Origin of the sequence: Gaoshiqia hydrogeniformans (assembly GCF_049347105.1) — a bacterium.
GTDB lineage: Bacteria > Bacteroidota > Bacteroidia > Bacteroidales > Prolixibacteraceae > Gaoshiqia > Gaoshiqia hydrogeniformans.
On the sequence record NZ_CP186334.1, the window covers coordinates 554,550 to 566,567 of the forward strand.

The window sequence follows — 12,018 nt, forward strand, 5'->3', positions numbered from 1 at the left end:
TTTCAAACATCTTTGTAAAAAACAACCAGGAAAAATGAAGATCTCTGATATCTGCACATTATTGTCGGCTAACCTGATCTGCGGGAACATGGATGATTGTAAGCCCATTGAAAAAGGATACAGTTCCGATTTAATGAGCGATGTATTAACGCTGGATACCGATAACCTGCTGTTGCTTACCGGCATGTGTAACCTGCAAACCATTCGTACCGCCGAGGTGGCCGACATCCGCTACATTGTTTTTGTACGCAATAAACGGGCAACAGAAGAAATGCTGATTTTGGCGCGCGAACACGGCATCTGCATTTTGGAATCGCCGTTTACCTTATTCAAGGCCAGCGGATTGTTGTACCAAGCCGGACTTAAACCCGTGTATTGAATGAAACTGAACTTTTCAATTGCAGGAGGAGATTTCACCCGGGCCGGACGCGCTTCCAGCGAAGTGAAAAAGGTATTGAAACAGTTGGGCGTCGACGCCAAATGTATTAAAAGCATTGTGATTGCCTTGTATGAGGCCGAAGTCAATGTGGTGGCCCATGCCCGCGAAGGACAGATTTTTGTGGAAATTGACAAAGACAAGATCCGGGTAAAAGTCATTGATCAGGGACCGGGGATTCCCGATATTGAACTGGCCATGCAGGAGGGTTATTCTACTGCCAGCAAACAGGTTCGGGAGATGGGATTCGGAGCCGGAATGGGTTTGTCGAACATGAAGAAAAATACCGATATCCTTACAATCGAATCGGTTGTGGGAGAAGGAACAACAGTAACGATGGTTAATCATTTTTAATGCCAAATACGATCATATACCATGCTTTAAAGGTTGATGCGTCAAAATGTATTGGCTGTACGCATTGCATGCAGGTTTGCCCTACCGAGGCCATCCGCATCCGGAACGGCCTGGCTGTCATTCAGCAAAAACGATGCGTCGACTGTGGCAACTGCATGAGGGCCTGTCCCGCCCACGCCATTTTCGTGGAACAGGACGACCTGGATAAAATCAAAGCATTTAAATACCGGGTGGTACTTTTCCCGGCGGTCATGATCGGACAATTCCCCGAGAAATACACCGAAGACCAGATCTATGCCGCCTTGCTGAAAATTGGTTTCACCCATGTTTTTGAAGTGGAACAGCCCATTGGTTTTTTAAAGGAATCCATCCGGGAGTACCGCCGGAAGAAAAAAAAGATTAAGCCGCATATTTCCACCTTTTGCCCGGCAGTTGTCAGGCTGATCCAGTCGCGCTACCCCTCGCTGATCGACAACCTGATTCTGCGTAAAGCGCCGCACGACCTGGCAGCCCATTTTGCCATTCACCAGTTAAAAAAACTAGGCGCCTCCGAAGATGAGATCGGCCTGTTTTATGTCACTCCCTGTATTGCCAAAATGACTTCGGTAAAAAGTCCGCTTGGCGAAAAAGAATCGATTGTCGACGGCATCATCAACATGAACGAGTTGTATAACCAGGTGATGAAAAATATCCACTTGCAGGACGTGCCGGATACCAGCGACCAACGACAAACCCTCACCCGCGACGGCATCCTGTGGAGCCTTACCCGCGGCGAAGCTCGTCATTTCGGAGAGCGGAGCATGGCCATCGACGGCGTTCATAACGTCATTAAGTTCCTGGAACGACTCGAAAATGAAGAAGTGCCCGACCTCGACTTTCTTGAACTACGGGCCTGCGACCAAAGCTGCGCAGGAGGTAACCTGATGTCGGGAAACCGTTTCCTGACCGTTGAACGGCTGGAACGGCGGGCGAAACGGTACCTGCCTTCGTTTAAATTTAATGACCACCCGGTACAGGAGGCGGCCGGACAACTAAAACCATTACTGGAAGCCGACAAAATTCAGTACCGGCCGGCCTTTCAACTGGATGAAGACCGCGAACGGGCTTTGGAAAAAGTGAATAAAGCGCATCGCATCATCTGTTTCCTTCCGGGCATTGACTGCGGGGCATGCGGCGCACCAAACTGCCAGGCTCTGGCCGAAGATATGGCCTGCGGGCAGGCAAAAATGTCAGACTGTATTTTCCTGCAACAGCATTGGCAGGACGAACATAAAATCAGTGCCTCAAAAGCTCTCCAAAATGTAGAGCGAAAATGGGGAAAAGATCGTTTTAAAGCAGATTGTAACAAAAGAGGAAAACGCAATGAAGGTTTCTGATCTGGTAGAAAAATTAAATCTCACAGTCATTTCCGGAGAGAAAGGACTGAACCGTGAAGTAGACGGGGCATATGTCTCCGATTTGCTAAGCGACGTGATGGGGAATGCCCGCGAAAATCAAGTATGGATCACCTTACAGGTGCACCAGAATGTTATGGCTATTGCTTCGCTGAAAGACCTGGCAGCCATTATCCTGGTAAAAGGCTTAACTGCCAACGAAAATACCATCGAACACAGCAATGAAGAACAGATCCCGATTCTGTCGACCACGCTCTCAACATTTGATACGGCAGGTAAACTTTACGAAATGCTGAACTCCGGAAAATGAGAAAATTCAGGGCTGATCTCCATTTACATACGGTATTGTCGCCATGCGCCGACCCGGGAATGAGCCCTGATCAACTCATCGACCTGGCCATACGAAAAGGGATGGACATAATTGCTGTTACCGATCACAACAGCACCCGCCAGTGTCGGATTGTCAGGGAAATGGCTCAGGACTCCGGTCTGTTGGTTCTAAACGGGTGCGAAGTAAACAGCCGCGAAGATGTACACGCAATTTGCCTGTTCGAGGACGATTACAGCCGGAACGAGTTCCAGAAGTTCCTGGATCACTCCCTTCCTGAAATTCCAAACCGCCCCGATTATTTTGGTTACCAGGTATTGGTTGACGAACAAAATAACGTGACCGAAGAAATTCCCTTTTACCTGGGAAACGGGCTGAATGCTGAACTGGAACTGATTGCCGGCTTTACGCATGAGCTAAACGGGCTGTTCATTCCGGCCCATGTCGACCGGCCCATTAACAGTATCTTCAGCCAGTTGGGATTTTTACCCAAAGAACTGCATGTCGATGCCCTTCAAATCAGTAAATACGCAAACGAAACCCAGGTCAGGAAGTTATATGATATACCAGCCGAGATCAGCATCATCAAAGCATCGGATGCACATTATCCCGAAGATATCGGTTCAGCCTGTACTGTTTTCAAATTGAATGAACCAACATTCAAAGAAATCAGTTGGGCATTGCACAAAAAAAACGGAAGATCGCTAACGATTGAATCATGACGGAATTATCCTTACATATACTGGATATTGCACAGAACTCGATTCGTGCCAAAGCCAGTCTGATCGAAATCTCCATCACGGAAAATCCGGCTGACGACCGGTACGAGATTTCGATTTCAGACAACGGCCCGGGCATGGATGAGCAAACCCTGAACCGGGCAGAAAGCCCCTTCTTTACGTCGCGGAAAACCCGGAAAGTTGGCCTGGGGATTCCCCTGTTAAAACACAACGCCGAACAGTGCGGCGGTTCGCTGGAGATAAGCTCCGAAGAAGGACATGGCGTCTGCCTGAATGCCTGGTTCGGCTTTCACCATGTCGATCGCCCGGTTTTAGGCGATATTGCCGGAGCTTTGCTGATTTTAATGACCAACGAAAACCAAACCGAACTGGTATACACCCACCGGAGCCCGGGAGGAACATATACCTTCGACACGCGCGAAGTAAAACTGATCCTGGAGGGTACAAATCCGGCCAATCCGGAGATCCGCAGTTTTCTGCACACGATGATCCGTGAGAATCTGGAACAAATCCAAATAAGCGAATAATGATAATTATTAGATTTTTATTGGTGTAAACTTCTGATATTTGTGCATTCAACAAACAAAAAATCAACTCATTAAATAATGACCCCTTAAAATTTATGACAAAAATTAAATCACTGGCTGATCTGAAAAAACTGAAAGATGACGTTCAGTCAAAAATCAAATTACGGGAAAAAGGCGACCATCCCGAGAAACTCATCCAGATAAAAGTATCGATGGCCACCTGCGGCATTGCCTCGGGAGCAAAAGACACGATGACTTTCCTAATAGAAGAACTTGACCATCAGGGCATTGATGCCTTAGTTACTCAAACCGGCTGCATGGGGTATTGTTATGCCGAACCGACCATCGAATTGCTGATACCGGGCCGTGAACCTGTCGTTTACGGCTATGTTGACAAAATAAAAGCGAAGGAAATCATCGACAGGCACATCAAACTGAATGAATTGGTTGATGGCATCATTCCGGTATCGTATAAAACCATTGACTAATCATTAAGCTTCCTGTAAAATGGCTGAATTCAATATGCATATACTGGTTTGCGGCGGAACCGGCTGTAAAGCCTCTCAAAGCGAACTGATCAAATCAAACTTTAAAAACCAGCTAAGCGAACTTGGGCTGGACGATGATGTGCAGGTTATCCACACGGGCTGCTTTGGCTTTTGCGAGAAAGGGCCGATCGTGAAGATCCAACCGGACAATACGTTCTACGTTTCGGTGCAACCCGAAGACACCAAAGAGATCATCGAGGAACACATCATCAAAGGCCGGAAAGTTGAACGTCTGCTTTACCGTGATCCGGAAACAAAAAAACGGGTGAGCGAAAGTAAAAACATGGACTTTTATAAAAAGCAAGTCCGCGTGGCTCTTCGCAACTGTGGTTTTATCGACCCCGAAAACATTGAAGAATATATCGGGAACGACGGTTATTCGGCGCTCGCCCGCTGCCTGGAAGAACATAGCCCCGATGAAGTCATTCAGATGATAACCGATTCGGGACTACGAGGAAGAGGCGGCGGCGGTTTTCCAACCGGGCTGAAGTGGTCCATCACCCGGAAATCGCAAGACGACCGGAAGTACGTAGTGTGCAATGCCGATGAAGGCGATCCCGGCGCATTTATGGACCGCTCCATTCTGGAAGGCGACCCGCATTCGGTCATCGAAGCGATGGCCATTTGCGGTTACTGCATCGGGGCCGACAAAGGCCTGGTATATATCCGGGCCGAGTACCCGCTGGCGATTCAGCGGTTAAAAACGGCTCTCGCACAAGCCCGTGAATATGGACTGCTGGGCGAAACCATTTTAGGCTCTGATTTTAATTTTGATATCGAAATCCGTTACGGCGCCGGCGCCTTTGTTTGCGGCGAAGAAACAGCCCTCATCCAGTCGATGGAAGGTAAGCGCGGCGAACCAACGGTTAAACCGCCTTTCCCGGCTGAGTCGGGTTACCTGGGCAAGCCAACCAACGTGAATAACGTGGAAACCTTTGCCAACATCCCGCCGATCATCAATAAAGGAGCTGCCTGGTTCAGCAGCATTGGCACCGAAAAATCAAAGGGAACGAAAGTATTTGCCCTGGCCGGTAAAATTAATAACGTGGGATTGATTGAGGTCCCCATGGGCACCACCCTGCGCGAGGTGATCTACGATATTGGCGGAGGTATCAAGGACGGTAAAAAATTTAAAGCCGTTCAAACCGGCGGTCCGTCAGGAGGCTGCCTGACCACCGATTTTCTTGATACGCCCATCGACTACGAAAATCTGCTGGCTGCCGGTTCCATGATGGGATCGGGCGGAATGATCGTGATGGACGAAGACGACTGTATGGTTTCGATTGCCAAATTCTACCTGGAGTTTACCCTGGATGAATCCTGCGGAAAATGTACGCCCTGCCGTATCGGAAACAAACGGCTGCACGAGATCCTGGTCAAAATCACCGACGGAAAAGGAACGCCGGAAGATATCACCAAACTGCGCATGCTCAGTCAGGTCATTAAAGATTCTTCGTTGTGCGGCCTGGGCCAAACCTCGCCCAACCCGGTCCTGTCAACCCTGGATCACTTTTTAGATGAATACGATGCCCATGTTGATGCTAAAAAATGTCCGGCCGGACAATGTAAGGCCTTAATGCAATACCTGGTTGACGATGACAAATGCACCGGCTGCACCCTTTGCTTCAGGACTTGCCCGGTTGGGGCCATTTCAGGCGAGAAACGCAGTCCTCACTACATCGACCAGACTTTGTGCATCAAATGCGGCGTGTGTTACGAAAAGTGCAAGTTTGATGCGATTAAAATCGCTTAAAAAAACGAAAGAATTATGGAAACGATTAATCTAAGCATCGATCATAAACCCATCGTCGTCAAAAAAGGAACGACCATCCTGGAAGCCGCGTCAAGCATTGGTATTGAAATTCCCACGCTTTGCCATATGAAGCTTCACGACATGAACATTGAAAATAAACCCGGCGCCTGCCGCGTCTGTGTGGTTGAAGTGAAAGGACGACGAAACCTGGCGCCTGCCTGTTGCACCGAAGTAAGCGAAGGCATGGAAATCAGCTCCCACTCCATCCGGGCCATCAATGCCCGCCGCACCGTCGTGGAGCTGATCCTGTCGGACCACCCGGCCGACTGCCTGGTTTGCGCCAAATCAGGAAACTGCGAATTGCAGGATATGGCCCACCGCCTGGGCATCCGCGAAATTCATTACAAGGGATCGCAATCGCATTTCCGCGAAGATACTTCTCCCGCCATCATCCGCGAAATGGATAAATGTATTTTGTGCCGCCGTTGCGAGATGATGTGCAACGACGTTCAGACCGTGGGGGTCCTTTCAACCATTAACCGTGGGTTTCATGCCGTTGTGTCGCCCGCTTTCGAGATGAACCTCGACCACTCGGTTTGTACCTATTGCGGACAATGTGTCGCCGTTTGTCCAACCGGGGCACTGACCGAGGTTAACCAGACCGGGGCTGTGATCCGCGCGCTCTCCAATCCGTCAAAAACCGTTGTGGTACAAACAGCCCCGGCTGTTCGCGCTGCACTGGGCGAAGAATTCGGGATGGAACCCGGCACGCTGGTCACCGGCAAAATGGCTGCAGCCCTGCGTCGGTTGGGTTTCGATTATGTTTTTGATACCGACTTCGCCGCCGACCTGACTATTATGGAAGAAGGCACGGAGCTGTTGGGCCGCCTCAACAAGTACCTGGCCGGTGACAAAGATGTGAAGTTGCCCATCCTGACTTCGTGCTGTCCGGCCTGGGTGAAATTTTTCGAACACCAGTTCCCCGAGTTGAAAGACATTCCATCGACTGCCCGATCGCCACAGCAAATGTTCGGAGCCATTGCCAAAACTTATTTCGCCGATAAAATGCAAATTAAACGCGAAGACCTGGTGGTGGTTTCCATCATGCCCTGCGTGGCTAAAAAATACGAAAGCAGTCGCGACGAATTTGCAGTAAACGGCAATCCGGATGTGGATTACGCCCTGACAACCCGCGAACTTGCCCAGTTAATCAACCTGGCGAACATCGATTTTAAATCGTTGCCCAATGAGGAATTTGATAACCCGTTGGGCGAATCGACCGGCGCCGGGGTGATTTTCGGAACGACCGGAGGCGTGATTGAAGCTGCCGTCCGTACCGCTTACGAGATACAGACCGGGAAAACGCTCCATCGTCTCGACTTTGAAGAATTGCGCGGGATGGAAGGTTTACGGAAAGCCACCATCGACTTCGACGGTACTCCCATTCACATTGGTATTGCCCACGGTTTGGGAAATGCCCGTAAACTTCTGGAAGAAATCAAAGCCGGAGAAAGCGGGTTTCACGCCATCGAAATCATGTCGTGCCCGGGCGGGTGTATTGGCGGCGGCGGACAACCTTATCATCATGGCGATGTAGAGGTGCTTCGGAAACGCCAAAAAGCCATTTATGCCGAGGACAAAAACAAAACGCTCCGTAAATCGCACGAAAACCCGTACATCATTAAATTGTATGAAGAATTTTTAGGCGAACCGCTGAGTAAAAAAGCGCACCAGCTGCTTCATACCAAATATTTTGACCGGAGTTAGGCCCGGAAATTTTTCGGTACAACTATTTATTTTAACACAAAACTGAATCGAAATGCCACAAATAAAACTTGCAGACAAAACGGTTGAGCTGATCCGGGAAATCTGCGCCCAATTCAATAATCAGGAAACCGAACTCATCAACGTGCTTCACCAGGTGCAGCACAAACTGGGCTATTTACCGGCCGAAGTGCAGGAAGTGATTGCCAAAGAGTTGAATGCGTCGGTGGCTAAAGTTTACGGGGTGGTTACCTTTTATTCGTTTTTCACGATGCTGCCACAGGGACAACATCCCATTTCGGTCTGTATGGGAACAGCTTGTTACGTACGCGGCGCCGAAAAAGTGCTGACTGAATTTAAACGGCAACTGGGCATTGACGTTGGGCAGACCTCGGCCGATGGCAAATTTTCGCTGAGCTGCCTGCGTTGCGTTGGCGCCTGCGGGTTGGCCCCTGTAGTGTTGGTCGGCGAAAAAGTCTACGGACGGGTTTCGCCGCAACAGGTGTCAAAAATCATTGCCGAATACCAGGAAGGTTGTGCCACGGCCAAATCGGCCTGATCAACGCATAGAAACAAAAAAGGCTGTCTTTCCGGGGACAGCCTTTTCTATTGGTTTCAATTTATCTTTAGTATTCCATTTCCAGATCGCCGCCGTGGATCTCGTGCCAGGGCAAACCATGCTGATTTAAAGCCTCCATAAACGGGTCCGGATCAAATTCTTCGACATTAAACACGCCAGGTTGTTTCCACAGTCCTTTCAGGTACATCATGGCGCCAATCATAGCCGGAACGCCGGTGGTATAACTCACAGCCTGTGTCCCGGTTTCGGCATAGGCCACTTCGTGGTCGCAGTTATTATACACGTAATAGGTCTGCTCTTTGCCGTCTTTTAATCCTTTTATGCGACAACCGATGGAGGTTTGTCCTTTATAATTTTCGCCCAAATCGCCCGGATTAGGCAACACCGCTTTCAGGAACTGAATCGGCACAATTTCTTTCCCTTCGTACATAATCGGCTCGATACCGGCCATGCCGATATTCTGGATTACGCGCAGGTGGGTCAGGTATTCCTGTCCGAAAGTCATCCAAAAACGGGCTTGTTTGATGGTCGGGAAGTTTTTTACCAGTGATTCCAGTTCTTCATGAAAGATCAGGTATGATTCTTTGGGCCCGATATGCGGGTAATTCAATGGTTTATGAATCTCGTGCGGTTCCGTTTCAACCCATTTCCCATCTTTCCAGTATTTTCCTTTTTGGGTGACTTCGCGAATATTGATTTCCGGGTTGAAGTTGGTTGCAAATGCTTTGCCGTGGTCGCCCGCGTTGCAGTCAACAATATCCAGGTACCGGATTTCATCAAAATGATGTTTAGCTGCATAAGCCGTATACACGTTGGTGACACCCGGATCGAAACCGCAACCCAGAATGGCCGTAATACCGGCATCTCTGAACCGGTCCTGATAAGCCCATTGCCATTTATATTCAAATTTGGCTTCATCCTTGGGTTCGTAATTCGCCGTATCCAGGTAACTGGTTCCGGTTTCCAGACAGGCATCCATGATTGGCAGATCCTGGTATGGAAGAGCCACATTCACCACCAGGTCCGGTTTGAAGTTACGGATCAACTCAACCAGCTGAGGCACATTCTCGGCGTCAACCTGAGCTGTTTTAATCCGGTTACCACCAATTTTGTTGGCAATTTCATCGCATTTTGCTTTCGTGCGACTTGCCAGCATAATTTCCGAAAACACTTCCGGAAGTGCAGCCATTTTATGAGCAACTACTGTTCCTACACCTCCTGCACCGATGATTAATACTTTTCCCATTTACTTTTTTATCAATTTATTGATTTATATAACGTGAGCCAAAGGAAATAAATTTTTCAAAGCTACAAAATACTTTAAAACAGATTTAAAAAAAGTCCCGGTCGTACCAAAGCTTATTTTCGGGCCGGGCCTGCATCCGCAACCGCCACTCTTTCGGATAATAGTTGTTGAATCGGCTACCCAGGTTTTTAATGAAACCCAGCGGAATTTCCCTGAAAGTTGCCAGCAGCCAGTTTTCATTTTGATCGTTCAGCCTGAATTGATCTCTCGCCAGGTAACGGATGGCATCTTCCGGCAAAAGTTCTGCCCGCGGAAAAGCCGACCGGTTTAAATCGAGACACATGGACAGTTCATGTTCGGGCAAAACGTCATGTTTTTTCACCAAACCCATCGTAGTTCCGGCTTTCACCAGGTTAACCTGTTCAAAAAGAAGCAATATTTCTTTCTCCCAAGCAGCCGGGATAAATTTCAGTTGATCCTGGTGCTGAAAGAATTTTTTTGTTTCAGGTTGAAGTACCCAATTTTGAGAGACAACCGCCGGTTTCTGCAATTTAGTTTTAAACCTCCCGGGGAAGCGCACCGGCCGGCTTTCTTCCGTTTTTTGCAGCAAGGCGATAAAAAAACCTTCGCCTTTCGTTTTGTGAGGAAGAAAGCGGTAAGCCCAAATGCCATCGTATTCCAGTTCATCGACCTGCCAGCCGGGCAAAACCGGTACACGAATACTTTTAAATCCGCCCTGATTTTTCAGCCAGCTCAGGTTTTCTTCGTTTTCTGCCGGGTTAAAGGTACAGGTACTGTAAATCAGGTAACCGCCGCTCTTCAGGCAATACCGGCTTTCAGCCAAAATACGACGTTGGCGCACCGCACAATGCCCCGCATTTTCAAGCGACCACTCGTTGGCTGCCGCCGGGTCGCGACGAAACAAACCTTCGCCCGAGCAGGGGGCATCGACGACCAGCACATCAAACAATGCGCCCGTTTTGCCAAACTGAGCGGGATCGCTGCTGCTTACCAGAAAATTCGAGTGCCCCCATTTACTCAAGTTTTCGATTAATACCGGTACCCTGGCACGAATCACTTCGTTGGCAACCAGTAAATCATCAGCTTGCATCAAACTGTTCAGGTGAGTTGATTTGCCGCCCGGCGCAGCGCACAAATCGAGGATCAATCTCGGATGACCGGTTTGAATTTGCTGAAACACCTGCTCCAGAAACATGGAACTGGCTTCCTGTGCATAATAAGCGCCGGCGTGCCAAAGCGGATCGAGCGTAAACAACGGCCGTTCGTCCAAAAAATAAGCGTTGCTGCTCCAGGGAACCTGCTCCAATCCGAATTTCCGATCAAATTTACCCGGGTTTAACCGGACACTCACCTTTGACTGAAAATCAAGCGATTCCAAAAACTCTTCGGCCGTTTCGGGAAACTGCTTTCTGATGCGCTCGGTAAATGCTGTTGGCCAATTGGTTTTTTCTGATATCATAGCTCAAAAATAATAGTTAATTTTGGAACTGATATTTTCAGCAGAAAGGAGATTTGAATGATGAGCGAACAATTGGTAAAACAACTCAATACCGAATTCAACGAAACTGAAACCGTTGACACCTTAAGGGCGCTGGCCGAACGCTTTGCCGGCAAAATTGTGTTTACAACCAGCTTTGGCATCGAAGACCAGGTGATCACGGACCTGATTTTCAAACACGACATTCCTGTTCAGGTAATCACGCTGGATACCGGTCGTCTGTTTGAAGAAACCTACAAGGTTTACAGCCGCACCCTGGAAAGATACAACAAACCGATTCAGCCCTATTATCCCAATCACGGGCAGTTGGAAAAATTTGTGGCCGAAAAAGGCCCCAACAGCTTTTATGCTTCGGTTGAAAACCGGAAAATGTGCTGCCACATCCGTAAAGTTGAGCCGCTCGGACGCGCACTGGCCGGTATGGAATGCTGGATTACCGGCTTACGGGCCTCCCAATCGGCAAACCGCGAAGGTCTGGAATTTTTCAACTGGGATGCCGGTTTTTCGCTGGTGAAGTACAACCCGCTGCTGCATTGGAGCCTTGAAGATTGCCGCGCCTATGTAAATACAAACCATGTTCCGTATAATGTTTTACACGACCGCGGTTTTGTCAGTATCGGATGCGCTCCCTGTACGCGCGCCATTCAGCCGGGCGAAGATTTCCGCGCCGGACGCTGGTGGTGGGAAAACAATTCAAAAAAGGAATGCGGGCTCCACTCGCATTAAAAAATAACTTTAAAGAGGCTGTATCAAAAGTCTTTAACAAAGTCATCCTGTCCGGCAGTTTCCGGACGAGGTGACCAGGTTCTCAAAGATAAAAGACTTTTGA

Annotated in this window: 13 protein-coding genes; 11 read left to right on the forward strand and 2 right to left on the reverse strand. The window is 48.8% G+C overall.

All coding sequences use genetic code 11. The annotated features are described in order from the left end of the window. Positions 1-34 precede the first annotated feature (34 nt). The 10 genes from ACOIT5_RS02305 (at position 35) to nuoE (ending at position 8,403) form a co-directional block, all read left to right on the forward strand. Positions 35-379 carry a hypothetical protein gene (locus ACOIT5_RS02305; RefSeq protein ID WP_423128851.1) on the forward strand — a complete coding sequence of 115 codons (345 nt, stop codon included), beginning with the start codon at positions 35-37 and terminating at the stop codon, positions 377-379. Continuing rightward, entirely contained in the window at positions 380-790 is a 411-nt protein-coding gene (locus ACOIT5_RS02310; RefSeq protein WP_423128852.1) for an ATP-binding protein, read from the forward strand. After that, positions 790-2,166, forward strand: coding sequence for a [Fe-Fe] hydrogenase large subunit C-terminal domain-containing protein (locus tag ACOIT5_RS02315; RefSeq protein WP_423128853.1), 1,377 nt, complete (start codon positions 790-792; stop codon positions 2,164-2,166). The genes ACOIT5_RS02310 and ACOIT5_RS02315 overlap by 1 nt, the downstream gene beginning before the upstream one ends. Then, positions 2,153-2,494 (forward strand): DRTGG domain-containing protein, encoded by a 342-nt coding sequence (locus ACOIT5_RS02320; RefSeq protein WP_423128854.1) that lies wholly within the window; start codon positions 2,153-2,155, stop codon positions 2,492-2,494. The genes ACOIT5_RS02315 and ACOIT5_RS02320 overlap by 14 nt, the downstream gene beginning before the upstream one ends. Then, entirely contained in the window at positions 2,491-3,234 is a 744-nt protein-coding gene (locus ACOIT5_RS02325; protein ID WP_423128855.1) for a PHP domain-containing protein, read from the forward strand. Before ACOIT5_RS02320 ends, ACOIT5_RS02325 begins: the two co-directional genes overlap by 4 nt. Then, positions 3,231-3,779, forward strand: a complete 549-nt coding sequence (locus tag ACOIT5_RS02330) for an ATP-binding protein (RefSeq protein WP_423128856.1) — start codon at positions 3,231-3,233, stop codon at positions 3,777-3,779. Before ACOIT5_RS02325 ends, ACOIT5_RS02330 begins: the two co-directional genes overlap by 4 nt. Before the next feature lie 95 nt (positions 3,780-3,874). Further along, a complete protein-coding gene (locus ACOIT5_RS02335; RefSeq protein WP_423128857.1) occupies positions 3,875-4,267 on the forward strand; it encodes a (2Fe-2S) ferredoxin domain-containing protein in 393 nt (130 codons plus the stop codon). A gap of 19 nt (positions 4,268-4,286) precedes the next feature. After that, on the forward strand, positions 4,287-6,080 hold the full coding sequence (locus ACOIT5_RS02340; protein ID WP_423128858.1) for an NADH-ubiquinone oxidoreductase-F iron-sulfur binding region domain-containing protein: 1,794 nt from the start codon (positions 4,287-4,289) through the stop codon (positions 6,078-6,080). Positions 6,081-6,095: 15 nt separating this feature from the next. After that, positions 6,096-7,847, forward strand: coding sequence for an NADH-dependent [FeFe] hydrogenase, group A6 (locus ACOIT5_RS02345; RefSeq protein WP_423128859.1), 1,752 nt, complete (start codon positions 6,096-6,098; stop codon positions 7,845-7,847). A 52-nt stretch (positions 7,848-7,899) separates the two neighbouring features. Then, positions 7,900-8,403 carry an NADH-quinone oxidoreductase subunit NuoE gene (gene nuoE / locus ACOIT5_RS02350; RefSeq protein ID WP_423128860.1) on the forward strand — a complete coding sequence of 168 codons (504 nt, stop codon included), beginning with the start codon at positions 7,900-7,902 and terminating at the stop codon, positions 8,401-8,403. A gap of 67 nt (positions 8,404-8,470) precedes the next feature. Here nuoE and ACOIT5_RS02355 read toward each other — a convergent pair whose 3' ends face one another. Beyond that, positions 8,471-9,670 (reverse strand): saccharopine dehydrogenase family protein, encoded by a 1,200-nt coding sequence (locus ACOIT5_RS02355; protein ID WP_423128861.1) that lies wholly within the window; start codon positions 9,668-9,670, stop codon positions 8,471-8,473. 85 nt (positions 9,671-9,755) lie between these two features. Next, positions 9,756-11,150 carry a methyltransferase RsmF C-terminal domain-like protein gene (locus ACOIT5_RS02360; protein WP_423128862.1) on the reverse strand — a complete coding sequence of 465 codons (1,395 nt, stop codon included), beginning with the start codon at positions 11,148-11,150 and terminating at the stop codon, positions 9,756-9,758. Between the two features lie 57 nt (positions 11,151-11,207). Between ACOIT5_RS02360 and ACOIT5_RS02365 the strand changes: the two genes are divergently transcribed. Then, complete coding sequence (locus ACOIT5_RS02365) at positions 11,208-11,915, forward strand: phosphoadenylyl-sulfate reductase (protein WP_423128863.1); 708 nt, start codon at positions 11,208-11,210, stop codon at positions 11,913-11,915. The last annotated feature ends 103 nt before the right edge of the window (positions 11,916-12,018 follow it).